23 protein-coding genes are annotated in these 22,470 nt (G+C 68.7%); 7 read left to right on the top strand and 16 right to left on the bottom strand.

What is annotated here, in order from left to right:
• Positions 1-145: 145 nt before the first annotated feature.
• The 7 genes from hpf to MFF07_RS15965 form a co-directional block, all read right to left on the bottom strand.
• Entirely contained in the window at positions 146-754 is a 609-nt protein-coding gene (gene hpf, locus MFF07_RS15995) for a ribosome hibernation-promoting factor, HPF/YfiA family (protein WP_147818550.1), read from the bottom strand.
• A gap of 101 nt (positions 755-855) precedes the next feature.
• Positions 856-2,415 carry an RNA polymerase factor sigma-54 gene (rpoN, locus tag MFF07_RS15990; RefSeq protein WP_147818549.1) on the bottom strand — a complete coding sequence of 520 codons (1,560 nt, stop codon included), beginning with the start codon at positions 2,413-2,415 and terminating at the stop codon, positions 856-858.
• Positions 2,416-2,738: 323 nt separating this feature from the next.
• Positions 2,739-3,611 (bottom strand): LPS export ABC transporter ATP-binding protein, encoded by an 873-nt coding sequence (gene lptB, locus MFF07_RS15985; protein WP_238232336.1) that lies wholly within the window; start codon positions 3,609-3,611, stop codon positions 2,739-2,741.
• Positions 3,612-3,640: 29 nt separating this feature from the next.
• Positions 3,641-4,402, bottom strand: coding sequence for an LptA/OstA family protein (locus tag MFF07_RS15980; RefSeq protein ID WP_147818477.1), 762 nt, complete (start codon positions 4,400-4,402; stop codon positions 3,641-3,643).
• Entirely contained in the window at positions 4,399-5,154 is a 756-nt protein-coding gene (gene lptC, locus MFF07_RS15975; protein ID WP_147818476.1) for an LPS export ABC transporter periplasmic protein LptC, read from the bottom strand. The genes MFF07_RS15980 and lptC overlap by 4 nt, the downstream gene beginning before the upstream one ends.
• A gap of 263 nt (positions 5,155-5,417) precedes the next feature.
• A complete protein-coding gene (locus tag MFF07_RS15970; protein ID WP_147818475.1) occupies positions 5,418-6,044 on the bottom strand; it encodes a ribonuclease D in 627 nt (208 codons plus the stop codon).
• Between the two features lie 135 nt (positions 6,045-6,179).
• A complete protein-coding gene (locus MFF07_RS15965; RefSeq protein ID WP_147818474.1) occupies positions 6,180-6,545 on the bottom strand; it encodes a ComEA family DNA-binding protein in 366 nt (121 codons plus the stop codon).
• Between the two features lie 240 nt (positions 6,546-6,785).
• Here MFF07_RS15965 and rpmF point away from each other — a divergent pair, with 240 nt between their 5' ends.
• Positions 6,786-6,974 (top strand): 50S ribosomal protein L32, encoded by a 189-nt coding sequence (gene rpmF, locus MFF07_RS15960; RefSeq protein ID WP_003601373.1) that lies wholly within the window; start codon positions 6,786-6,788, stop codon positions 6,972-6,974.
• Between the two features lie 22 nt (positions 6,975-6,996).
• Here rpmF and MFF07_RS22550 read toward each other — a convergent pair whose 3' ends face one another.
• Both MFF07_RS22550 and phaR read right to left on the bottom strand, forming a co-directional pair.
• Positions 6,997-7,131 (bottom strand): hypothetical protein, encoded by a 135-nt coding sequence (locus MFF07_RS22550; protein ID WP_283206826.1) that lies wholly within the window; start codon positions 7,129-7,131, stop codon positions 6,997-6,999.
• Between the two features lie 235 nt (positions 7,132-7,366).
• On the bottom strand, positions 7,367-7,987 hold the full coding sequence (phaR, locus tag MFF07_RS15955) for a polyhydroxyalkanoate synthesis repressor PhaR (RefSeq protein WP_147818480.1): 621 nt from the start codon (positions 7,985-7,987) through the stop codon (positions 7,367-7,369).
• 311 nt (positions 7,988-8,298) lie between these two features.
• Here phaR and MFF07_RS15950 point away from each other — a divergent pair, with 311 nt between their 5' ends.
• Positions 8,299-9,480 carry an acetyl-CoA C-acetyltransferase gene (locus MFF07_RS15950; RefSeq protein ID WP_147818472.1) on the top strand — a complete coding sequence of 394 codons (1,182 nt, stop codon included), beginning with the start codon at positions 8,299-8,301 and terminating at the stop codon, positions 9,478-9,480.
• A 195-nt stretch (positions 9,481-9,675) separates the two neighbouring features.
• Positions 9,676-10,404: an acetoacetyl-CoA reductase gene (gene phbB / locus MFF07_RS15945; RefSeq protein WP_147818471.1), complete on the top strand. Its 729-nt coding sequence runs from the start codon at positions 9,676-9,678 to the stop codon at positions 10,402-10,404.
• A 149-nt stretch (positions 10,405-10,553) separates the two neighbouring features.
• Here phbB and MFF07_RS15940 read toward each other — a convergent pair whose 3' ends face one another.
• Complete coding sequence (locus tag MFF07_RS15940) at positions 10,554-11,450, bottom strand: LysR family transcriptional regulator (protein ID WP_147818470.1); 897 nt, start codon at positions 11,448-11,450, stop codon at positions 10,554-10,556.
• A gap of 108 nt (positions 11,451-11,558) precedes the next feature.
• On the opposite strand from MFF07_RS15940, the gene MFF07_RS15935 reads away from it, so the two are divergent.
• Entirely contained in the window at positions 11,559-12,485 is a 927-nt protein-coding gene (locus tag MFF07_RS15935; protein ID WP_147818469.1) for an aldo/keto reductase family oxidoreductase, read from the top strand.
• Positions 12,486-12,488: 3 nt separating this feature from the next.
• On the opposite strand, the gene MFF07_RS15930 is transcribed toward MFF07_RS15935, so the two are convergent.
• Genes MFF07_RS15930 through MFF07_RS15915 form a run of 4 tightly spaced genes read right to left on the bottom strand, consistent with a single transcriptional unit; the run spans position 12,489 to position 15,842 of the window.
• Positions 12,489-12,929: a cupin domain-containing protein gene (locus MFF07_RS15930; protein WP_147818468.1), complete on the bottom strand. Its 441-nt coding sequence runs from the start codon at positions 12,927-12,929 to the stop codon at positions 12,489-12,491.
• Positions 12,926-14,617 carry a saccharopine dehydrogenase family protein gene (locus MFF07_RS15925; protein ID WP_238232335.1) on the bottom strand — a complete coding sequence of 564 codons (1,692 nt, stop codon included), beginning with the start codon at positions 14,615-14,617 and terminating at the stop codon, positions 12,926-12,928. The genes MFF07_RS15930 and MFF07_RS15925 overlap by 4 nt, the downstream gene beginning before the upstream one ends.
• Entirely contained in the window at positions 14,614-15,486 is an 873-nt protein-coding gene (locus MFF07_RS15920; RefSeq protein ID WP_238232334.1) for a hypothetical protein, read from the bottom strand. The genes MFF07_RS15925 and MFF07_RS15920 overlap by 4 nt, the downstream gene beginning before the upstream one ends.
• Positions 15,483-15,842, bottom strand: a complete 360-nt coding sequence (locus tag MFF07_RS15915; RefSeq protein WP_147818466.1) for a hypothetical protein — start codon at positions 15,840-15,842, stop codon at positions 15,483-15,485. The genes MFF07_RS15920 and MFF07_RS15915 overlap by 4 nt, the downstream gene beginning before the upstream one ends.
• A 297-nt stretch (positions 15,843-16,139) precedes the next feature.
• On the opposite strand from MFF07_RS15915, the gene MFF07_RS15910 reads away from it, so the two are divergent.
• On the top strand, positions 16,140-19,100 hold the full coding sequence (locus MFF07_RS15910) for a phosphoenolpyruvate carboxylase (RefSeq protein WP_373322365.1): 2,961 nt from the start codon (positions 16,140-16,142) through the stop codon (positions 19,098-19,100).
• A gap of 3 nt (positions 19,101-19,103) precedes the next feature.
• Here the strand turns inward: MFF07_RS15910 and MFF07_RS15905 are convergent, their stop codons facing one another.
• Positions 19,104-19,970, bottom strand: a complete 867-nt coding sequence (locus tag MFF07_RS15905; RefSeq protein ID WP_147818465.1) for an MBL fold metallo-hydrolase — start codon at positions 19,968-19,970, stop codon at positions 19,104-19,106.
• A 165-nt stretch (positions 19,971-20,135) separates the two neighbouring features.
• Here MFF07_RS15905 and MFF07_RS15900 point away from each other — a divergent pair, with 165 nt between their 5' ends.
• The gene (locus MFF07_RS15900; protein WP_147818464.1) at positions 20,136-20,861 is read left to right on the top strand and encodes an HAD family hydrolase; all 726 of its coding nucleotides are present in this window, start codon (positions 20,136-20,138) and stop codon (positions 20,859-20,861) included.
• A 517-nt stretch (positions 20,862-21,378) separates the two neighbouring features.
• Entirely contained in the window at positions 21,379-21,594 is a 216-nt protein-coding gene (locus tag MFF07_RS15895; protein ID WP_147818478.1) for a hypothetical protein, read from the top strand.
• A 101-nt stretch (positions 21,595-21,695) separates the two neighbouring features.
• On the opposite strand, the gene MFF07_RS15890 is transcribed toward MFF07_RS15895, so the two are convergent.
• Positions 21,696-22,439: an invasion associated locus B family protein gene (locus MFF07_RS15890; RefSeq protein ID WP_306424642.1), complete on the bottom strand. Its 744-nt coding sequence runs from the start codon at positions 22,437-22,439 to the stop codon at positions 21,696-21,698.
• Positions 22,440-22,470: the final 31 nt, after the last annotated feature.

Below are 22,470 nucleotides of genomic sequence, written 5' to 3'. Positions count from 1 at the left end.
GAAGGACCGTTGTCCCATCGACGAAACCCGAGAACCGGAACCCCGATCTCGGGCGGCGAGGCCGGCACCGAATGTGCCGGACCCCGATCTTCAACCGGCCGCCTCACGGCGGCGTTCCTTGGCGAGCGCGGAGACGTCGCTCCGATCAGGCCCGGTCCGGGGGATCGACCCAGCCGATCGCGCCGTCGCCTCGCCGGTATACGACGTTGATGCGGCCGGTGCCAGCGTGAACGAAGACGACGACGGGCGCGCCGGTCAGGTCGAGGGCGGTCACGGCCTCGCTGACGGACTGGCGCCGCAGCGTCTTCGTGCTCTCGGCGACGACGGGCGGATGCGCCTCCTCCTCCGAGGGGAGCTCGTCCTGGTCCTCGTCCGGCGGCGCGGCGATGACGGCGTAGGCCGCCTCGATATCGGCCGGGCTGCGGCCGCCGTTGTGGTTCGCCGCACCGTGGTCCTTGAGGCGGTGCTTGTAGCGACGCAGGCGCTTCTCGAGCTTGTCGGCGGTCTGCTCGAAGCTCGCGTAGGGATCGTGGGCGCCGCCGGAAGCTTCCAGCGTCAGTCCGGAAACGAGATGCAGGACGCAGTCGGTGCGATAGCCGGTGCCGTCGCGTCGCAGCGTGACGTGGCCGGTGCAGGAACCACTCATGTGGCTGTCGAGGTACTTCGAGAGCGTGGCGGCCATTCGGTCGTCGACCCGGCCACGCAACGCCTCGCCGAGGTCGACGCCGTGACCCGTAACCCGCAGACCCGCCATGAACGTCTCCGATCGACCTGAAGACGATCAGAGTTAGGAAGCGGGGGAGCGCGAGTCAACGCGATGGGAAGCCGGCGTAGAAGGCCGGCGCGCCGGCTCCCTCAATGTGCCGGATGCGCGGCGACTTGCGCGGAGCGCTCGCGGCGGCGCTCGATCGACGACGGAATCCGCAACGATTCGCGGTACTTCGCCACCGTGCGCCGGGCGATCTCGATGCCCTCGCCGTGCAGGCGCTGAACCAGGGCGTCGTCGGAGAGCACGTCGGCGGCCTCGGCGTCGACGAGCTGCTTGATGCGGTGGCGGACGGCCTCGGAGGAATGCGAGGCGGCGCCGGCCGCACCGGGGATCGCGGCGGTGAAGAAGTACTTCATCTCCAGCGTGCCGCGGCTGGTGCCGATCGACTTGTTCGAGGTCACCCGCGAGACCGTCGACTCGTGCATGCCGATCGCCTCGGCCACCGTCTTGAGGTTGAGCGGGCGCAGATGCGCGACGCCATGCACGAAGAACGCGTCCTGCTGGCGCACGATCTCGGTGGCGACCTTGAGGATGGTGCGCGCCCGCTGCTCCAGCGAGCGGGTCAGCCAGTTCGCGGTCTGCAGGCATTCCGACAGGAAAGACTTGTCGGTGTCGGCGACCGCCCCCCTCGAGACGCGGGCATAATAGGTCTGGTTGACCAACACGCGCGGCAGGGTCTCCGAGTTCAGCTCGATCAGCCAGGACCCGTCCGGTGCGGCGCGCACGAACACGTCCGGGATCAGCACCTCGACGGCATGGGCACCGAAGGCGCGGCCGGGCTTCGGATCGAGCCGGCGGATCTCCGAGAGCATCTCGACGAGATCCTCGTCGTCGACGCCGCAGAGCCGGCGCAGCGCCGGAAAATCGCGCTTGGCCACGAGGTCGAGGCGCGAGACCAGGGCCTGCATCGCCGGATCGAACCGGTTCTGCTCGCGCAGCTGGATCGCGAGGCATTCGGCGAGATCGCGGGCGGCGACGCCCGGCGGATCGAAGGTCTGGACGAGCTTGAGCACCCGCGCCACGCGGTCGAGGCTCGCCCCGAGGCGCTCGGCGACGAGGTCGAGCGACTCGCGAAAGTAGCCAGCCTCGTCGACGGCATCGATCAGGAAGCCGCCGATCAGCCGGTCCTGCGGGTCGCGGGTGGCGAGGTCGAGCTGGGAGACGAGGTGCTCCCGCAGACTGATCTCGGCGGTGAGGCTCGCCTCGAAATCGGGAAGCTCGCCGTCGAAGCTGCCGCCGGTGCTGCCATAGGGCGCGGGCGTCAGCGAGAGCGAGTCGCCGGCACCCGTCTCGCGCGGCATCGGATTCTCGTCGGCGAAGACGTTGTCGAGGCGCGTGTCGAGGACGCCCTCGATCTCGCTGCAGCTCTGGTTCAGATCGTTGGCCAGCCACGATTCGGTCTCGCCCGGCTCCGTCGGCTCGCGATCGTAGGCGACATCCGCCTCGGCCACGGGCTCCGGCTGGTCGTGCGCCGAGGCCGGCTCGCCTTCGATGCGCTCCAGCAGCGGATTGCGCTCCAGTTCGGCATCGACATAGGCTGCGAGATCGAGTTGCGAGAGCTGAAGCAGCTTGATCGCCTGCAGGAGCTGCGGCGTCATCACCAGGGCCTGACCCTGACGCATCTCAAGCCGTTGCAGCAGACTCATCGCGAGGCCCGATTCTCCGTTGCGGAACGAACGAGATCCGGCGGCGAGCGAGCCGGATCAGCTGTCGGCACAATTCTTGCTTCTTCTAACTCTTTCAGGCTTAGACCCAACGGCACCGCACGTCAAAGCGTGATTGGGCCGTGGGACCGTGAATGCCGCGCATGGCGGCAGCACAGCCACAGGGACATCGTTGGCGCGACATGCGTCTGCAGCCGAGAACTTCGCTGCAATCCCTCAAGAAAGACTTTTTTGGCCGCAGCCGGCTCGCCGGGAAGTCCGGGATTCTCGCCTGCGTGGTTGAGTAAGCCTTATGGTGCCGAGATCTAAAGGCGAAAATCTTCGCCGAGATACAACCGGCGCGCATCCGGGTTCGCCACGATCTGCTCGGGCGTGCCCTCAGTGAGGATCCGGCCGGAATGAGCGATGTAGGCGCGGTCGATCAGGCCGAGGGTTTCGCGGACGTTGTGGTCGGTGATGAGCACGCCGATGCCGCGGCGCTTCAGATGCCCGACGAGGTCCTGGATGTCGCCCACCGCGATCGGGTCGATGCCGGCGAAGGGCTCGTCGAGCAGGATGAAGGTCGGCGAGGAGGCGAGCGCGCGGGCGATCTCGCAGCGCCGCCGCTCGCCGCCGGACAGCGCGATCGAGGGCGATTTGCGCAAACGCGCGATGTCGAACTCTTCCAGCAGCGAATCGAGCTTGCGGGCGCGTTCCTTGCGGTTCGGCTCGGCGACTTCGAGCACGGCGCGGATGTTGTCCTCCACCGTCAGCCCACGGAAGATCGAGGCCTCCTGCGGCAGGTAGCCGATGCCGAGGCGCGCGCGCTGGTACATCGGCAGGTGGGTGATCTCCATGCCGTCGAGGCTGATCGTGCCGCGATCGGCCGGCACCAGTCCGGTGATCATGTAGAAGATCGTGGTCTTGCCGGCACCGTTCGGCCCGAGCAGGCCGACGGCTTCGCCGTTGCGCACCGTCAGCCCGGCCTCGTGGACCACGGTGCGGGCGCCGTAACTCTTGCGGAGGCCGCGCACGTGCAGAATACCGGGACCGCCGCCGGCTTCGCCGACCGGCTCGGCCTCAGCGGCGGCTTCGGGTGCCGGCTTCGGCCGGCCGCCGCCGCCGCGACCGATCAGGCGCCGCACGAACGAGGCCGCCTTCGGCGCGGAGCGCTCGCCCGAGGCGGCATGCAGGGGCATGGCGGCAGGAGCCGGGATCGACGTCGCGCTCAATTCGCCTGCGCCCGCGTCTTGGCCGGAGGAGGGGCCGCCGCCGGGGCCGCGGCCTCGGCCGGTTTCGGCTTGTTCGCCACCGCCGGCGGCTGTGCGCAGCCCTTGGACGCGCCCTTACCGCCGGCCGCGTCGGCCTTCTCGCCAGGTACGAACATCGCCGAGACGCGCCCGTTCGTGCCCGGATCCATGTTCGCGCGGCCGGAATCCATGTCGTAGACGAGGCGCGAGCCGCGGGTGACGTTGCGGCACTGGCTGAGCACGACGTTGCCGGTCAGCACGATGCGGCGGGCGACCTGATCGAAGGTGGCGTTGTCGCCGGTGGCGACCTGGTCCTTCTGCACGACGGTGACCGGCCCGGCGCAATCGACCTTGCGGATGCCGTTCTCGGCCATCTCGGCTTGGCTCTTGCCGCCCGCCTCGTCGCCGGCCTTCTCGTCCTGCTTTTCGGTTTTCTTGCCGTCCTTGTCCTTGCCGCGCTTGTAGAACACCGTGAGCGCCGAGCAGCGGATGGTGGCATCGCCCTGCACGGCGACGACGTTGCCGGCGAAGATCGCCTTGTTCTCCTTGTCGAACACGTCGAGGCGATCGGCGTCGATCTTGATCGGCTCCTTGCCGCTGCCGCCGAGCGCGCCGAGGGGTGATTCGGATTTTTCCTTGTTCTCTTTCGCCGACGCAGACGGAGCCGTGACGATCAACGTCGCGAGCGGCGCGAGCGCGAGCCCGAGGGCCAGGGCGAAAGGAAGCACACGTCCGTTCATCGCTGGACCTCCGCGCCGTCCTTCGGCGCCTCCGCCGCCGAGGTGCGGACGCGTTCGGACGCATCGCCGCCTTCGGGAGCCTTCGTCTTGCCGGTCCCCTGGAACTGCGCGTGAACGTTGCCGATGAAGGAAATCACCTTGCCGCTCTCGACCACGTCGAGGCTGTCGGCGGTCACCGAGCCGTTCGGCACCGTGACGGTCACCATCTCGGACGACTTCACCGACCCGGCCTTGAAGTCGACCGCCGCGGATTGGAGCCGGGCTTCCTCGCCCTTGTCGGTCCAGAGCCGGATGTTTTCGTGCAGCGTCAGCGATTCCTTGCTCGAATCGAACAGGCCGCCCTTCGCTTCGAGATGGGCGAGGCCGCCCTTGTCGTCGGTGGCGATGTGGCCCTTCATGGCCTGGAGTTCGATCAATGCGGGCTTTCGCACGTCCTGGAGGGCGGACGCGGCCGTGACCTCGTAACCGCGCTCGCCCTTCTTGAAGCCCGACAGCTTCGGGTTCTCCATCGTCACCTTGGTGCCCGAGACGCTGACCGGACCGATGCTGACATTGGGGATGCTGCCGGCGAACGGGCTCCAGAGCACGACGCCCGCGATGCCGAGCACGGCAATTCCAGCTGCGACCGGGATGATCCGGCGCAGCACGCGCACCCGCGCGGAGTGGCGCACGGCGCGGCCATGGGCCCGCCTGCGGCGCGCATTCTCGTTGGCGGCGCCCGCGAACGTCTCGATGGTGTCGGCCACCTGCATCGGGTTCCTGAGAGGCTGAGGTCCGAGAGTGCGACCGCTCCCACACCGACAGGTCGGGGCATGGCACCGCAACGGCCATGACCACAGGCGGTGGCGAAGTTATGGCCTCGGCTTCGGGAAATGATCAATCGCAGGCAGGTGCGCGTCGGCACATGCACACGCTGCATCTTTCGCGGACGGTCCGTCCAACTTGCCCATACCGTCGGCTAGCGCGACCGCGCGCCGCTGCTCATGCGGCGGACGGCCCGCGAGGGCCGCCATCATCAAGTATGCGCGAAAATATCATTCTCCGCCCAGCCGGCGAGATCGAGTCGCGCCCGGGTCGGCAGGAAATCGAAACAGGCCTGGGCCAGATCGGTGCGGCCCTCGCGGGCGAGCATCGTGTTCAACCGGTCGCGGGCGGCGTGGAGATGCAGCACGTCGGAGGCGGCATAGTCGAGCTGGGCCTGACTCAGGGTCTCGGCACCCCAATCCGAGGATTGCTGCTGCTTCGACAGGTCGATCCCGACCATTTCCCGGACCACGTCCTTGAGTCCGTGCCGGTCGGTATAGGTCCGGGCGAGCTTCGAGGCGATCTTGGTGCAGTAGACCGGACCCGGCATCACGCCGAGGGCGCGAAACAGCACCGCGAGGTCGAACCGCGCGAAGTGGAAGATCTTCTGGACCGCCGGGTCGCCGAGCACCCGCTTCAGGTTCACCGGGTCCGGGCCGCCGAGCGGCATCTGCACCACCTCGGCATTCCCGTCGCCGCGCGAGATCTGCACGACGCAGAGCCGGTCCCGATGCGGGTTGAGGCCCAGCGTCTCGGTGTCGATGGCGATGGCGCTGCCGGGCTGGAAGTCGGCGGGCAGGTCGCCGCGATGCAGGCGGATGATGGGCTGAGCTGGCATCTTTTGGGAGTTTTCGCGCTGATGCGCGAAGTCCGCGCTTTCCGGCGCCTAGCACCGCCGGGATCGGGCGGACAAGGGCGCAGGCTGGCAGAAGCGCGCGAGGCCCGAACCCCGCGCGCCAAAACGTCCGAATGACTACTTCTGCTTGGCGATGATCTGGTCCTTGATCCCCGCATAGACGCCCTCGGGAATGATCTTCTTCTGCACCAGTTCGTCCTTGCCCTTGTAGGGGCGGCCCTTGACGATCGCGGCCGAGCGGACGTCGCCGATGCCCTTGAGCTTGCTCAGTTCCTCGGCGGTGGCGCTGTTCAGGTCGAGCAGCGGGGTTTTCGCGGTATCCTTCGTCGCATCCTTGGCCGTATCCTTGGCCGGCGCGGCGGCGGGTGCCGCGGACGGAGAGGCCTTCATCGGCGAGGTGGCCGGGCTTGCCGACTGGGCGAGGACGGGGGTGGCGGCAAGGCAGGCGAACAGGGCCAGCGCGCGCAGGGACATGGACATCATGGAAGGGTCTCCCGACGGCGGATCGGTGTCGCCGTGCGGGATCGTTCTGGACGGCCGCGCTTGAACCGCATTTGAACGGCGGCGATCCGACGGCGCGGCACTGCGCGAAGGCATCTAGCCAGTCGGAACCGGCGCGGGTATAAGCCCGCCCTCGAACCCCGAATTCCCTTCGCGGTGCCGACGGTCTGCCTCGACGAGGGCGGCACGTCCGTGCGCCGCTTTTGCCTTGAGAAGACCCCGATGGCCGTTCCGAAGCGTAAAACCTCCCCCTCCCGGCGCGGCATGCGCCGCTCGGCCGACGCCCTCAAGGCGCCGACCTATGTCGAGGACAAGGATTCGGGCGAGCTGCGCCGTCCGCACCACATCGACCTGAAGACCGGCATGTATCGCGGCCGTCAGGTTCTCAAGGTGAAGTCGGCCGAGGCCTGAGGGTCGTTCGGAGGCTGGCGCGTCAGGCGCGCCACCTCCCGCCCGGGATGCCGGCCATCCGCGCATAGAGCGCTACGGCCGTCTGCGTCCGTTCCGAGCGCGCGATGCGCAGCGCCGGATTCGTGTCGACGATCAGCTGAGCCAGGAAACCCGCCATCGGACGTCCGCCGGAAACCCGGCGGATCGGCTGTTCACGGCTGTCCGCCATCGGGACGACGGCGAGAGCACGGCACGGGTTTTCCGCTCCAGCCTCTCCTTGCGTCCCAACCGGATCCATAACCGTCGCCTTCGCATGCCGTCTCAAGACAACTGCGCAAGGTCGAGGCCGAGAGCAAGGGTTCTTTAGCGATCCTTACGAAAAGGTTACCGCCCGAGCCGAAAACCCGCCTCGCCTACTTTTTGGCGAGAGCGTCGAGCCGGGCCTGCATCTCGAGCATCTGACGCTTCAGATCGTCGAAATCGGACGAGCCGGGATTCGACGCGGCCGGAACGGAGCCCGACGCATCCGGTTTGCCGCCCGGCGGCGTGAAGCCGCCCGTGAACATCTTCATGGCGTCGCCGAAGAAGCTCATGTTGGCCCGCACCTGCTCCTGCAGCGCCTGCTGGAACACGCCCGGCCCGAAGCTCTGGAAGCTCTGCGAAAACTTTTCGCGCAGGCCGTCCTGGTCCTTGGCGAAATTCGCCATCGAGAATTCGAGGAAGCTCGGCACCATGATGCGCATGCTGTCGCCGTAGAAGCGGATCAGCTGACGCAGGAAGGCCACCGGCAGCAGGTTGTCCTCGCCGGCCTTGTTCTCCTGCTCGAAGATGATCTGCGTCAGGACGGAACGGGTGATGTCGTCGCCGGAGCGCGCATCGTAGACGACGAAGTCTTCGCCGCTCTGCACCATGCCCGCGAGGTCTTCGAGCGTGACATAGGTCGAGGTGCCGGTGTGGTAGAGCCGGCGGTTGGCGTACTTCTTGATGACGGTCTGATGAGACTTGCCTTGGTGAGACTTGCCGTTGTCCGCCATACCCACGGCACTCCCCGCTCCGTTCGTGATGGCGCGCATCGTTGCAAAGTCCCGCATGACAGCGGCTCCGCGCCAGCACGGTTTTTCCGCATTGCGGAACCTTAAGGCTTTCGCACGGCGACGAAAACAGCAATTTGGTGCTGTTTCCCGTACATTCTCGCACCGCGGTGCCGGTTTGACCCGGATGGGATGCCTGTTCGGGTCATGAGGCTGCTTGACATCGCAGGGGCCAGCGCTTTCTTCCCTCAGACACGGTGAGTGCGCGGACGCCGACAAGAGCGAAGCCGCGCCCCGGTGAGGAGACAAGCGAGATGGCCAGCGAAGAGATCGTCATTGTCGGAGCGGCACGGACCCCGGTGGGATCGTTCGCCGGCGCTTTCGGCTCGACCCCGGCGCACGAGCTCGGCGCCATCGCGATCAAGGCGGCGCTCGAACGCGCCGGCGTTTCCCCGGACGACGTCGACGAGGTGATCTTCGGCCAGGTGCTCACCGCAGGCGCCGGCCAGAATCCCGCCCGCCAGGCCGCCATCGGCGCCGGCATCCCGGACAAGGCCACCGCCTGGGGCCTCAATCAGGTCTGCGGTTCGGGCCTGCGCACCGTCGCGGTCGGCATGCAGCAGATCGCCAACGGCGACGCGACGATCATCGTCGCCGGCGGCCAGGAATCCATGTCGCTGTCGCCCCACGCCCAGTACCTGCGCGGCGGCCAGAAGATGGGCGACATCAAGCTCGTCGACACGATGATCAAGGACGGCCTCTGGGACGCCTTCAACGGCTACCACATGGGCACCACCGCCGAGAACGTGGCGGAAGCCTTCCAGATCACGCGCCAGCAGCAGGACGAGTTCGCCGTCAGCTCGCAGAACAAGGCCGAGGCCGCCCGCAAGGAAGGCCGCTTCAAGGACGAGATCGTCCCGGTCACCGTGAAGGGCCGCAAGGGCGACACCATCGTCGACACCGACGAGTACATCCGCGACGGCGCCACCATCGAGAGCATGGCCAAGCTGAAGCCCGCCTTCTCGAAGGAGGGCACCGTCACCGCCGCCAACGCCTCCGGCCTCAACGACGGCGCCGCCGCCCTCGTGCTGATGTCGGCCTCCGAGGCGAAAAAGCGCGGCCTGACCCCGCTCGCCACCATCAAGTCGTGGGCCACCGCCGGCGTCGACCCGAAGGTGATGGGCACGGGCCCGATCCCGGCCTCCCGCAAGGCTCTCGAGAAGGCCGGCTGGCAGGCCTCCGAGCTCGACCTGATCGAGGCGAACGAAGCCTTCGCCGCGCAGGCCTGCGCCGTGAACAAGGACATGGGCTGGGACACCTCCAAGGTGAACGTCAATGGCGGCGCCATCGCCATCGGCCACCCGATCGGAGCGTCCGGCGCCCGCGTCCTGATCACCCTGCTGCACGAGATGAAGCGCCGCGACGCCAAGAAGGGCCTCGCCACGCTCTGCATCGGCGGCGGCATGGGCGTCGCGATGTGCGTCGAGCGCGCCTGAGCGCCGTTTTCGCGATGGGACGGGAGCGCCCGTCCCGTCGCCTCAAGAAAAATTCAGCCAAAAGCCTTTGAAGGCCGTTGAAATTTAAATGCCGTGCAGGCGGTGCCGGCAGCCGGCAGAATGCGACATCCCCCGGCGGGCTTGAGCGCCGCGCCGGGCGTTTCGACGAAATTCAAACAAAAAACGGAGGAAATCATGGCTCAGGAACGCGTCGCCCTCGTCACGGGCGGAACGCGCGGCATCGGCGCCGCCATCTCGAAGGGCCTTCAGGCCAAGGGCTACAAGGTCGCCGCCAATTACGGCGGCAACGACGAGGCCGCCAACGCCTTCAAGGCCGAGACCGGCATTCCGGTCTTCAAGTTCGACGTCGGCGACTACGCCGCCTGCGAGGCCGGCATCAAGCAGATCGAGTCCGAGGTCGGCCCGATCGACATCCTCGTGAACAACGCCGGCATCACCCGCGACGGCGCGTTCCACAAGATGAGCTTCGAGAAGTGGCAGGCGGTCATCAAGACCAACCTCGACTCGATGTTCACCTGCACGCGCCCGCTGATCGAGGGCATGCGCTCGCGCAACTTCGGCCGCATCATCCTGATCTCGTCGATCAACGGCCAGAAGGGCCAGGCCGGCCAGACCAACTACTCGGCCGCCAAGGCCGGCGTGATCGGCTTCGCCAAGGCACTCGCCCAGGAGAGCGCGGGCAAGGGCATCACCGTCAACGTGATCGCACCGGGCTACGTCGCCACCGAGATGGTGATGGCTGTGCCGGAGGACATCCGCAACAAGATCATCTCCACGATCCCCGTCGGACGTCTCGGCGAGGCCGAAGAGATCGCCCGTGCGGTCGAGTATCTCGCCGCCGAGGATTCCGGCTTCGTCACCGGCTCGACGCTGACCATCAACGGCGGCCAGTACATCGCTTGATTTGAGTTGCCGCTGGCCGTTCCGGCCAGCGGCGTCCGCCGCAAGCGCGGCGGCGCGCTGTCGCGCTTGCCTCCGCGCCTTCGGCGCTACGGGGGCGTGATGGGTGTGCAGAGGGTGAGCCCTTTGCCGGGTGCGGGCAGAGCCCGCGTTCAACGAATGTCAGCCTTAATGAAATCGACGAAGGCCCGCAGCGGCGCAGGCATGTGCCGGCGGTTGGCGTAGTACAGCCGCGGCCCGGAGAAGTCCGGCAGCCAGTCCTGCAACAGCGGCACCAGCGTGCCGTCGGCCAGCCCATCCCGCAGATATTCTTTGAAGGTGCAGACGAGACCGAGGCCCGCGCGGGCCGTGTGGACCTCCAGTTCGGGCGTTGTCGCGATGAGCGGCCCGGCGGCCGCGATGCGGATCGTCTCCCCGTCCCTCTCGAACTCCCATTGCGCCGTGACGCGGCTGGCGAAGCGGTGGCGGATGCAGGCGTGGCCGAGGAGGTCGCGGGGATGCCGCGGCACGCCGCGCGCGGCGAGGTAGGCCGGTGATCCGGCCAGCACGAAGCGCTGACGGCACGGGCCGATCGGCACGGCGACCATGTCGCGCTCGACGCGCTCCTCGTAGCGGATGCCGGCGTCGAACCCCTCCGCCAGCACGTCGATGAAGCTGTCGTTGGTCTCCACCTCCAGACTGATCCCGGGATAGGCCGCCAAGAAGCGCGCGACGATGTCGGGCAGGACGTGTCGCGCCACCACCGTCGGGGCATTGAGCCGGAGTGTCCCGGCCGGGCTGTCGGCGGAGTCGTTCACGGCCGCCAGCGCGTCGGCGATCTCGCGCACCGCCGGGCCGAGGCGCTCCAGCAGGCGCGCGCCGGCTTCCGTCGGCGTGACGCTGCGGGTCGTGCGGTTGAGCAGCCGTGCACCGAGCCGCGCCTCCAGCCGGCGCAGGGCGTCGCTCAGGGCCGAGGCCGAGGCGCCCTGAAGCTTTGCCGCCCCGCGAAAACTGCGGGCGCGGGCCACCGCGACGAAGGCGTCGAGATCGGCGAGGTTCGGGTCGGGCATCGTGCGGATTTCCGGACAAGGCGTACGCGTCTAGCCGGGTTATCGCACGATGCCCCGTGGCGCATATCCCTCGCAGATGTTTCCCGTGAAACACCTGAGAGGCTCACCATGACCCAGACCCAGACTCCGAAATCCGATCTCGGCGGCCGCTTCACCCTGCCGGGTACATCCCTGACGCCGAACCGCCTCGGCTACGGCGCCATGCAACTCGCCGGTCCCGGTGTCTTCGGTCCGCCTCGCGACAGGGACGAGGCTCTGGCCGTGCTACGCGAGGCGGTGGATCGCGGGATCGACCACATCGATACGTCGGATTTCTACGGCCCGCACATTACAAACCAGATCATTCGCGAAGCGCTGCATCCCTATCCGGCAGGGCTGACCATCGTGACCAAGATCGGTGCGCGCCGGGGCGCGGACAAATCCTGGCCGGCGGCTCTGTCGAAGGCGGAGCTGACATCCGCCGTGCACGACAACCTGCGCAATCTTGGCCTCGACGCCCTCGCCGTGGTGAACCTGCGGATGTCGGCCGGCCACCACCATCCGGTCGACGGCCCGATCGAAGAGCCGCTGAACGCCCTCGTCGAACTCAAGCGACAAGGCCTCGTGCGCAACATCGGCCTGAGCCACGTCACGCCAGGGCAGGTGCAGGCGGCGCGCGCGATGACCGAGATCGTCTGCGTGCAGAACCAGTACAACCTCGCCCATCGCGAGGACGACGCCCTGGTCGACGGCCTTGCGGCCGACGGGATCGCCTACGTGCCGTATTTCCCGCTCGGCGGGTTTTCGCCGCTGCAATCCTCGACGCTGTCGGAGGTGGCGGCAGAGTTGGAGGCGACGCCGCTGCAGGTCGCGCTGGCCTGGCTGCTGCAGCGCGCGCCCAACATCCTGCTGATCCCAGGCACCTCGTCGGTGGCGCATCTGCGCGACAACCTGAAGGCCGGTTCGCTGCGGATTCCGCCGGAGCAAGTCGCGAGGCTCGACGCGATCGGATCGGGTGCCGAGGCGCAGGGCTCGGCGCTGCCGCGGAACGGCTGAGTGTTACCGCCTCGGCATCGGCCGCCAGTCGGACGGCGCCATCTCGAACCCGGCAAAATCGAAGCCGGGCGAGACGGTGCAGCCGACGAGAGTCCAGGCCCCGAGGCTCACGCAGGTCTGCCAATGGCCGGCCGGCACCACGAGTTGCGGGCGCTGGTTGCGGTTCAGGTCCGGACCGAGATGGTGGGCGGAGGCGTCATGGCCGTTGCCGCTCATGGTGATCACCATGGGCGCGCCGGCATACCAGTGCCAGATTTCGGCCGCGTCGACCCGATGCCAAGCCGAAACCTCGCCGACGTCGAGCAGATAGTAGATCGCGGTGCCGACCGAGCGGCCGTCGCTCTCGCGGGGATCGCGAAACGTCTCGCGATAATGGCCGCCCTCCGGATGCGGACGCAGGCCGAGGATCGTGATCACCTCGACGGCGCTGAGCTCGTCCATCATCTGCGGTTCTCCACCGGCTCGGGCACGAGCCAGCCCTTATAGCGCACGAGGAGCCCGACGCGGGGCAGGAACAGCGCGACATCGAAGCGAAAGCGGCCCTGTGCGTCCAGCCGCTCGCTCGCTTGGGTCGTCGGCCGCAGGGATCGCGGAAGCGGCAACGGGCCGAGCCGCCAGCCGGTCACGGTCATGTCGAGCCCCTCGGCATGAGCCGTGACCGCAAGATCCATGGCGAAGGGGCCGAAACGCTCGCGCAGGAGGCCTCGCCCTTCGCCGCCGGGGGCAAGGCCCATCACGCTCGAAAAGCGTGTGTCCGCGAAGCCGCGCGTCCAGCGTTCGGTGCCGCCCTCCGGCCGGATCGCCACCCGCACCGGACCTGCCGCCATCGGGCGCGGCAGCCGGAACAGTGCCGCGACGAACGCGACGGCGAAACCCGGGCCGCGCTCGACCTCGGCCGCGCCGGAATAGGTCAGGCCGCCGGTCGCGCCGTGCAGGTCCCGGATCGGGGCCGGCACCGCGTCGAAACCCGCCCCGAGCGCCCGCGCGAACAGCGGCTGCGGATGGCTCCGTTCGATCCGGGTCGTGATGCGCAGGCGGGCCATCTCCGATGCGATGGACGCGAGCGGCAGCATCCCGACGCAGGGGCGGGCGCCGGGCGCGACGGGCTCTGCGCTTGGGTCGGTGAGCCGGCGAATCATCGCCAGGGCCGGCAAGGTCGGAACATAGGGGCCGTCGCCCGCCTCCGCGACGAGGCTCCAGAGCGCCCGCGTCGGACGGTTCTCACCGTCGCGTCCGAGCGCCTCCACGATCATGCCGCCGCGATCGCTGCCGAAGCGGTCGAGCCAACCGGCCACCATCAGGAAGGGCTTCGCGAAAGGGACGAGCGACGGCAGCAGCTGCAACCGCACCGGCCAACTCGCTAGCCAGAGCCCGAGATGCAGGAACGGCAGTTCGAGCCCGGCGCGGAAGACGACGCTGCGCACCTGCGGCAGGCGTGCCGGCATGATGTCGAGATCCGGCGTCTCGCAGAGCGAAGCCCAGCGGCGACCGAGACCGGGCACGCCGACCCGGGTCAGCGATCCCCACCCGGGCCGCATCTCCCAGGCGCCATCGCGAAACAGGCGCATCGGCCGACCGACATAGGACAGGATCGCCCGCATCACCGAGAGCCCGCGCGGTGCCCGGTTGCCGGGGACGATGGCGACGGACACCGCCTCGACGCGCCGCCAGCCATCGGTGATCGCGTCCAGCACTGCATTCGAGAGCGCGGGCGTCGAGCTGGCGCCGGTCAGCGCGACGATGCCGGCCGTGCGTGCGTCGGCGTCGAGCAGGGTGGCGAAGCCGGCGACGAAATCTCTGGCATCGGCGAGGTCGAGATAGGGCAGGCCGGCCGCGATGGCGGCGCGGGCCATGCAGGGCTCGGTGCCCTGGAACGGCCCGGCCGCATCGACGACGAGACGGAGACCGAGCGCGATCAGGTCGTCGGAGGTCACCGCGGCGGCATCGAGCCGGACGGCGCGGACGCGGCCGGCGGGATGAACCCGCGCGGTTGCTTCGGCCCTGCCGAGGTCACGGCCCGCGATGACGACGGAAAGCGTGGTGGTCGCGACGATTCCGGCAACGAGGCGCGAGCCGAAAGCGCCACTGCCGCCGACGACGAGGACGGCGGCCTCCCCCGGACGTCCGCTCACTCGGAGATGGCGCCCTGAGGCAGGTTGAACTGCCGCTGCGGTGGCGCGGCCCTCGGCGCCGACGTACTCCGCGAGGACGCGCCGGGCGATGTCTGTGACGGGGAACCGGTCTGGTCGGCGGCGGTCGCCTTCTTCGATGACCGCGACCGGCCCTCCTTCCGGGCGACCGATGCGGGGGGCGCCTTGGCGGCCGGAGCGGTGCCGCATTCCTTGAAGCGCATCTGCGCGAGCGGCGTGCCGGCGTCGGAGACGATGTCGAAGCCGTCCGGCAGGCTGCCGAGCGTGGCCTCCCAGCGGATCGGACCGCCGAGCAGGCCTTCCAGCGCTGCCGGCGAGGCGCCGCGGCGGAGGGCCGTGAGGTCGCGCCCATAGGCGGTGGCGAGTTTGTCGCCGATGACGAGCTGAAGCACGCGGGTCACGTCGGGCGTCAGAGGACGCAGCGGGTTGTCGATCGTGACCGAGCCCGCGCGGGTCACCCAGAGCGAGAACGCCTTCGGTCCATCGTACTGCACGGCCTGACCGGGATCGCAGGCGACGAGCGGCGCGGCGAAGGCGCTCTGCGACGGCGAGGCCGGCACAGGCTCGCTCGCTGCCGGAAGATGCGGCTCGTCCGCTCCGGTGCGAACCTCCGGCTTCGCAACCTCGGGCGCCTTCGTCTCCGGCGACTTGGTCTCGCCGCCCGTCTCGGCCTTGGGGACGGGTTTGGACTTCGGCTTGGGTTTGGGGCGCGGCCTCGGCTTGGTGGGGGTATCCGGCGCACCTGCAGCCTCCGGCGGTGACGACGCCTCGGGCTCCTGGGCCAGGGCGGTGCCCGCCGACAGCAGCGCCGCCACGACGAGCGCGCCCATGACGCACGACCGCACGATCATCGCGCTCCGCGCCCATGAGGTTCGCCGGACCGGCCCTGCGCCTCCGCCGGATCCTCGATCAGCTTGGCTTCGATCATCTCCGCCTCGATGGTCTTCACGTCGATCGAACTCGCATCCGGTTTGGTATCCAACGTGGCATCGCTCCACTCGGCGTCGATGATCGGCCGCGTGCGGTCGATCGGGCTCGGCGGGGCAGGGCGCAGGGATCGGATCAGGAGTTCCTCGTCGCCCTCGGCGAGATCGTCCTCGCGCTGCATCCGCAGGGGCGGACGGCGCGCCTGCGCCGACATCACCGCGGCGAAGGCCAGGGCGAGACCGGCGACCGCGAGCGCGGCGAGGATCAGGAGCGTTTCCATGGCCGTCGACAGCGTTACCCCACCTCGGTCCCGGTTGCACCCGGCACGTGCGCGCAAGCTGCCGCAGGCCTTGAGAGTAAGCTGCCGCAGGCCATGAGAGTAAGCCGCCGCAGGCCGCGAGTAAGACGCCGCAGGCCATGGGTACGACGCCGAAGGCCACGGGGATGGCACCGCTGGTCACAGTGAGAGACTCCCCAACGCACGTCCCGAGGAACGGTCCTTGCGTCGCCCGCCCGACGATGAGAACACCGTGGCCTTACGGGGACGCGGGATCGACCATGGCGGAAGGACTGTCCGATGCCACTCGAAGACCGCCACCCGGACTTCCCTTCCTTCGGTGAAGACCCGGTAACCGCGATGCCCGACGATCGCTCCCCCGCGCGCCCGATTCCGGTGACCCCGGAAGACCTGGAGATCGCGCTGCTCGAACTCGTCGCGCAGTCGCGCGCCCAGGCGGCCGAGGATCCGTTCCGCAATCCCGTACTTGCGGTGACGCTCGCGATCACCCGCCGGTTCGACCGCGAGGAGATCGGCGAGGACGACCTCGACGCGCTGTTCGCGCGGCTCCGGCGCCACGCCCTCGACGCGCGGGCCGGTCGGCTGCGCGTCTATGTCGGGCTCGGGGACGGCGCGGCCGATGGCGTCGAGGCCGATATTGCCGGGCGGCTCGTTGCGGGGCTCGCCGGGCGCCAGGGCGACGTCGAAGCGTTTCGCGATCTCGTCGGCCGCACGGCCTTCGCAGCGGTGTTCACGGCGCATCCGACCTTCGGCATGCCGAAGGCGGTCGCCGCCGCGATCGCCTCCGCCGCCTCCACCACCGACGAGACGGCCCGGGCCGCCCTCGTCGAGAAGGCGGCCGCCCTCTCGACCCGGCCGGATCCGAAAATCAGCCTCGACGACGAGTTCGAGCAGGCCTGCATCGCGGCCAACCATGGCCGCAGCGCGCTGGATGTCTTCAACGGGGCGCTGCTCGATGCCGCTCGCGAACGCTGGCCCGACCGCTGGACCGAGATCGTCCCGAAACCCTTCGCCATCGCCTCCTGGGTCGGCTGCGACACGGACGGGCGCACGGATATCGGCTGGTGGGACACCCTGCGCTACCGGCTGATCTCGAAGCGGATGCAGTTCGAGCGCATCCTGCGCGATCTGCCCGACGTACCGGCAGCGCGCGTGGTGCGGGAGCTGACGGCCGGCGCACTCGACTCCGTCAAGCGCCAGCTCGCCGGTGCGCCGCTGCTCGGCACCAAGCCCTCGCTCGAAGCCGTGCACCGCTTCGCGCTGGCGCTCATCATCGAGCGTGAGCGGGCGCAGGTGGATTCGGGGCCCATGCTCGCGGGCATGGCCGCCGCGATCGGCGCGGCCGAGTCGGATGCGGACAAGCGCGCCATCGCTGTGCTGCGCTCCGGCATCGCCGCGCACGGCCTCTCGAACGCCCTACCGCATTTTCGGCTCAACGCCAGCCAGATCCACAACGCCGTGCGTCGGGTGATCGACCTCGAAGGCGAGCCGACCGACGCCGCGCAGCGCCGCTCGCACCTCTCGACGATCAACACCCTGCTCAACGACGTGCAGCCGGTGCCGGTGGATTTCGGGGCGCTCGCCGCCGAGCGCGCCTCGGCCGCCCGGCTGATGATGACGATCGCGCAGATCCTCAAGCACGTCGACGGCACCCACCCGGTGCGCTTCCTTATCGCCGAGACCGAGACCGGCTACACCCTGCTGGCCGCGCTCTGGCTCGCGCGCAATTACGGCATCGCCGACAAGCTCGAGATCACGCCGCTCTTCGAGACCGCGAGCGCGCTCGAACAGGGCATCCGCGTCCTCGACGACGCCCTGCGCAACCCGCATTGGCGGCGCCACCTCAAGCGCCTCGGCCGGCTCTGCGTGCAGTTCGGCTACTCGGATTCCGGCCGCTATGTCGGCCAGCTCGCCGCGACCTTCTGGATCGAGCGCCTGCGCCTGCGCATCACCGAGCTGATGGCGCAGAACGACCTCGCCGACGTCGAGCTCGTGATCTTCGACACGCACGGCGAATCGATCGGGCGCGGCGCCCACCCGACCAGTTTGTCCGACCGCCTCGCCTACCTCGCCCCCGAGAGCGCCCGCGAGAAGACCCGCGCGGCCGGGATCGGGGTGCGGCTCGAATCGAGCTTCCAGGGCTCGGACGGCTACCTGATGTTCGGCTCGCCCGAACTCGCCCGGGCCAGCGTCTCCCGTATCGCCGAGCATGTCTTCGCCGACGAACTGACGGACGACGACGCCTTTGCCGACTACGTCATCAACGATGCGCCGGCAGCCAAGCGCGCCGGCGGCGACCCGATCTATGCGGAGGCCGATTTCGCCGCCGAGTTCTTCCGCGCCGCGCGGCAGGACATGGAGGCGCTGGTCGAGGATCCGGGCTACGCCGCGCTTCTCGGCACATTCGGCCCTGGCCTGATCGACCGCACCGGCTCGCGCCCCGCCGCCCGCCAGTCCGACGGCGGCGGCCCGGTGATGATCACGCATCCGCGCCAGCTCAGGGCGATCCCGAACAACGCGATCCTGCAGCAGCTCGGCTTCCTCGCGAATTCGCTGCACGGCATCGGCCGTGCCGCCTCACGCGCGCCGGACATCTTTCGCAGCATGCGGGAAGACTCGGTGCGCTTCTCGCGGGCTTTCCGCCTCGTGCAGCATGCGGCCAGCGTCGGCGACCTCGACGTGCTGCGCGCCTATATCGACACCCTCGATCCGGCCGTCTGGCTGGAGCGTGCCCGTCGCACCCGCCGCGACGGCCGCCGCGACGAGCTGATTGTGGTGGCGAGCGCGCTGGAACGCCTCAACCTCGCGCCGGACCTGCGCCGCCTGTTCGGCCGCCTCACCACCGACTGGCTGGCGCTGCAGAGTGCCGCCCCCGACCTCGCCACCATGTCGGCCCGGCTGACCCTGCTCCACGCGATCCGCCTCGCGTTGGTCCACCGGATCTGGTTCCTCGCCGTCCACATCCCGAGCTTCCGGCCGCAATCGGGCCTGACGCGGGAGGCGCTGCTGGAGCGCTTCCTGCGGCTCGACATCGACGGCTGCCTCGCGCTGCTCGACGAGGTGTTTCCGATCACGCCGGACCCGACGCTCGGCCTCAATTTCGGCGAGCCCCCGGGCCCGCGCGACGTCGGCACCTACGAGGCCGAGCACGCCACGCTCTTTCAGCCGATCCGCCGGCTGTTCGTGCGGGTGCGCGAGATCTCGGGGATGATCCAGCACGAGGTTGGGGCGTTCGGCTGAACGCTACCGCGTCAGCGTCTCCATCGGCACTGGCGCCGCATGCGAGCGGCCCGAGAGCAGGCTGTCGAGCAGCGCCAACACTTCGGCCCGGCCGCAATTGGCGGCCGGCTCGAACGGGGTCCAGGTCTGGGTGAAGTCGAGGCGCTCGAACACGTCGCGGTAGCGCCGGAGTTCGTTGGGTGTGAGCGGGACGCCGCGGACAAAAGCCTTGTGGGCCGAGATCGTCAGCGCGCGGCGAAAATCCCCCGGGTCGAGTTCGAACTTGAAGGCGTCGCCGCAGAAGCAGATTTTTCGCTTGCGATCGAACAGCACGGCGTGGCCGTCGAAATGGCCGGCGGTCCGATGTAATTCCAACCCAGGCAAGGGTTCCAAAAAGTCGTCGTAGGGCCAGGAGACCTGGAGCGCCGCGCTCCAGGTGAAGTCGGCGGCCGGCAGGCACAGCTCGGGGTCGAAGCGGTCCTGCAGCTGTGGCAGCGCTCCGTAGGCGTGCGGGTGCGAGGAGGACAGCACCTGCATCCCGCCGAGCGCCGCGATCTTGTCCAGCGCCGCCGCACTGAAGACCGGGCAGCCCTCGAAGCCCATGTTGCCGTGATCCGTCTGAACCAGATAGGCGCTCGGGCCGATGCCGGTGACGGGGTCGTTCCAGAAGCGCCAGACGCCCGGCTCCAGCTCCTCCCAGTGGCAGGGAAATTCGGCCTGCGCCTGCGCCTCGCTGAGGAAGCGCCAGCCGGTCTGCGGCACCACGTGGCGCGCATCGAGGCACATCGGGCATTGCAGCGGCGTTTCGAAATGCCGCTGCCAGAAGCCGCAATTGTCACAGGTGAAGCCGGGGAGCTTGAGCGCCCCCGCGAAAGGCAGGTAGCCGGGCAATTTTTTGTCTTTTCTGTCGTTTCAGACGCGAGGGACGCGAGGCCGGAGCCGGCTCTGCGCCTGTCGTGGGCACACTAGCCGGCGATTGCGGCGACAGCGAGCGTTGCCAGCCTTCGCGGGCGCGTGTCAGGAGGCGCCGACCGAGCGACTGACAGCGGAGACGACATGACGGAACGGACGCGACCCGGTTCAGACCCTGCCGAGCCGGCCTTCGCCCGCCCCGCCTTGGTGATCTTCGATTGCGACGGCGTGCTCGTCGATTCGGAGCCGCTGAGCCTCGGCACCCTCACCGCGGCCCTCAACCGCATCGGCGTCGCCATCGACGTCGACACCGTGCGCAGCCGCTTCGCCGGCACCTCCATGACGTCGATCATGGAGCACATCGCTCACGACTTCCCCACCGTCGTCGTGCCGGAGGACTTCGTCGCGGCGGTGAAGGCGGAGACGCTGGGCGTGTTCGACCGGGAGCTCCGTGCCATGGCCGGCGTCGCGATGGCCGTGCAGGCTCTCGATATCCCGACCTGCGTGGCCTCGAGCAGCGATCCCGTGCGCCTGCGCCATTCGTTGACGCTCACCGGCCTGCTGCCGCTCTTCGACGGGCGGCTCTATTCCTCGGCCATGGTGCGGCGCGGAAAGCCCGCTCCGGACCTCTTCCTCCACGCCGCCGCCGAGATGAGGGCCGAGCCCGGCGAGTGCCTCGTCATCGAGGACAGCGTGCCCGGCGTCATCGCGGCGCGGGCGGCCGGGATGCGTGTGCTCGGCTTCACCGGAGGCGGACATTGGGGCCACGATCGGGCTGGCAGGGATCTTGCTGAAGCTGGAGCCGATCAGGTCTTTTTGGACTACCGGCAGCTCGATGCCCTGCTCGGTGGATTGCCCGGCGGGTGTTGATCGTCTCATAGGCTAGAGCAGCGTGATCCGAGCGCGGATTCTTTAGTCTTGGTACGATTCTAGACGATTCATGGCTTAACACAGGATAGATCTGCCTAGTGCGGCGAGGACATCGGATTCCTTTCGCAGTTGCAACGAACTTCGAAATAACTTTCCGTTGACCAGCGGAACCGGAGCGAGCACCCTGCTGTTGTGTGAGATCGTCATACCGCGGTGATTTGAAGTGAATAGCTTGCGCCGCGTCACCAAACGCTAAAGCATCACGATGCGCTCGCGTGTCGTGGTCCTTCATCGAGGAGGACTTACCATGCTCTTCCAGACGAGCCCGAGACCGATTGCCAATAGTTCCCACCGGCTGGCCCAACGCTGTCGACGCTGAGGCTTTCCGAGACCGACAGGTCTCGCTTTCCTTCTTCCGTCGTACTCGGCCTTTGGAAGGCCACCGGAGAATTTCAGACCGATGACATCCCTTCAGCCCGCATTGAAAAGCATCTCGGACCCGATCCTGCACGAGCGCATGACCGCGCGGGTGATCGAGGTCGGCGAGACCACGGCCGGCATCGCCGTGCCCGAACATGGCGGTGTGCGCTTCTACTCCTCCGAGCGCAGCTTCGACACGCTCGACGGCACCCTCTTCCGCAGCTTCGAGCAGGCGACCCGCGCAGCCCGCGAACGGTCGCGGCCGGGCGCCCGATCGCTCCGCCAACCGGCGCCGCGGCTGCAGGCCGTATGACCTGACCCAATCGCCGGCTCGTTGTTTGGACCGGCTGCTCGACGAACGGGGCCGCCGGACCGAGGTAGTCGGATCGGCGGTCCCGCTTTTCGTCGGATGGCCTACTTGCACTCCTCGCGCGCACGCTTCACCGCGTCGCCGAAGCCGCCGAGCGCGTAGTCGTCGCTCGTGGGCTTGCCGCGCATCGAGGTGGTGCGCACCGTCGCCGTCGGGCTCTTGGCCATTTCGGTCACGATGCGGGCCTCCTCGGCCTGATTCTGAACCCAGGCGTTCTCGTCCTTCACCACCAGCCCGAAGCGCGTGCTGCCGAGCGACAGATACGGGTCGGTCTTGCCTGCCGACGCCCCGGGCTTCGCCTGCGAAGCGGCGGGTTTCGGCTTGAAACCGAACATCACGGCGATCTCGTTCTGGACGTTCTCGCCCTTGCGGATCGTCACGAACAGATAGGCGGTGTCGCGGGCGAGCGTGTTCGGGGAGCGGGTCTGCGGCTGGGCGATGGCGTAGCAGACACGGGTCTTGCCCTGGCCGTTGGTGAACACGTTCCAGTCGCCGAAGGTCACGACAGGCGTCGCCTGCTGCATTCCCGGCGGTAGAGCGGCTTTCTTGTCGGCGGCCGGGGGCGCCTCGGCCGGCGCTTCGCTGCGCCCTCGACCGCGCCCGCGGCGTCGGCGGGACGACGATTCGCCCGCATCGAACTGCGCCTGCTGGATCGTCGCCCGAGTCCCCGTCTCCTGGGCAACCGCACCATGAACCGAGGCTACCGCGCCGACGCCCGCGAGCGCGAAGATCCCCGGCATGGCGAGGCCGGCCGTGCCAGCGGACAGAAGGCGGCTGAGGCGAAACATCGGCAAAGGTCCCAGGACGCGAACGAACGAT

This window comes from Methylobacterium thuringiense (genome assembly GCF_022179645.1).
GTDB classification, from domain to species: domain Bacteria; phylum Pseudomonadota; class Alphaproteobacteria; order Rhizobiales; family Beijerinckiaceae; genus Methylobacterium; species Methylobacterium thuringiense.
Note: the sequence above shows the minus strand (reverse complement) of the source record. Positions and strands in the feature narration are given on the sequence as shown.

Coding starts and splice junctions, on each gene's coding strand:
- hpf (WP_147818550.1), bottom strand. CDS start 754: ATGGCGGGTCTGCGGGTTACGGGTCACGGCGTCGACCTCGGCGAGGCG.
- rpoN (WP_147818549.1), bottom strand. CDS start 2,415: ATGAGTCTGCTGCAACGGCTTGAGATGCGTCAGGGTCAGGCCCTGGTG.
- lptB (WP_238232336.1), bottom strand. CDS start 3,611: ATGCCCCTGCATGCCGCCTCGGGCGAGCGCTCCGCGCCGAAGGCGGCC.
- MFF07_RS15980 (WP_147818477.1), bottom strand. CDS start 4,402: ATGAACGGACGTGTGCTTCCTTTCGCCCTGGCCCTCGGGCTCGCGCTC.
- lptC (WP_147818476.1), bottom strand. CDS start 5,154: ATGCAGGTGGCCGACACCATCGAGACGTTCGCGGGCGCCGCCAACGAG.
- MFF07_RS15970 (WP_147818475.1), bottom strand. CDS start 6,044: ATGCCAGCTCAGCCCATCATCCGCCTGCATCGCGGCGACCTGCCCGCC.
- MFF07_RS15965 (WP_147818474.1), bottom strand. CDS start 6,545: ATGATGTCCATGTCCCTGCGCGCGCTGGCCCTGTTCGCCTGCCTTGCC.
- rpmF (WP_003601373.1), top strand. CDS start 6,786: ATGGCCGTTCCGAAGCGTAAAACCTCCCCCTCCCGGCGCGGCATGCGC.
- MFF07_RS22550 (WP_283206826.1), bottom strand. CDS start 7,131: ATGGCGGGTTTCCTGGCTCAGCTGATCGTCGACACGAATCCGGCGCTG.
- phaR (WP_147818480.1), bottom strand. CDS start 7,987: ATGGCGGACAACGGCAAGTCTCACCAAGGCAAGTCTCATCAGACCGTC.
- MFF07_RS15950 (WP_147818472.1), top strand. CDS start 8,299: ATGGCCAGCGAAGAGATCGTCATTGTCGGAGCGGCACGGACCCCGGTG.
- phbB (WP_147818471.1), top strand. CDS start 9,676: ATGGCTCAGGAACGCGTCGCCCTCGTCACGGGCGGAACGCGCGGCATC.
- MFF07_RS15940 (WP_147818470.1), bottom strand. CDS start 11,450: ATGCCCGACCCGAACCTCGCCGATCTCGACGCCTTCGTCGCGGTGGCC.
- MFF07_RS15935 (WP_147818469.1), top strand. CDS start 11,559: ATGACCCAGACCCAGACTCCGAAATCCGATCTCGGCGGCCGCTTCACC.
- MFF07_RS15930 (WP_147818468.1), bottom strand. CDS start 12,929: ATGATGGACGAGCTCAGCGCCGTCGAGGTGATCACGATCCTCGGCCTG.
- MFF07_RS15920 (WP_238232334.1), bottom strand. CDS start 15,486: ATGATCGTGCGGTCGTGCGTCATGGGCGCGCTCGTCGTGGCGGCGCTG.
- MFF07_RS15915 (WP_147818466.1), bottom strand. CDS start 15,842: ATGGAAACGCTCCTGATCCTCGCCGCGCTCGCGGTCGCCGGTCTCGCC.
- MFF07_RS15910 (WP_373322365.1), top strand. CDS start 16,140: ATGCCACTCGAAGACCGCCACCCGGACTTCCCTTCCTTCGGTGAAGAC.
- MFF07_RS15900 (WP_147818464.1), top strand. CDS start 20,136: ATGACGGAACGGACGCGACCCGGTTCAGACCCTGCCGAGCCGGCCTTC.
- MFF07_RS15895 (WP_147818478.1), top strand. CDS start 21,379: ATGACCGCGCGGGTGATCGAGGTCGGCGAGACCACGGCCGGCATCGCC.
- MFF07_RS15890 (WP_306424642.1), bottom strand. CDS start 22,439: ATGTTTCGCCTCAGCCGCCTTCTGTCCGCTGGCACGGCCGGCCTCGCC.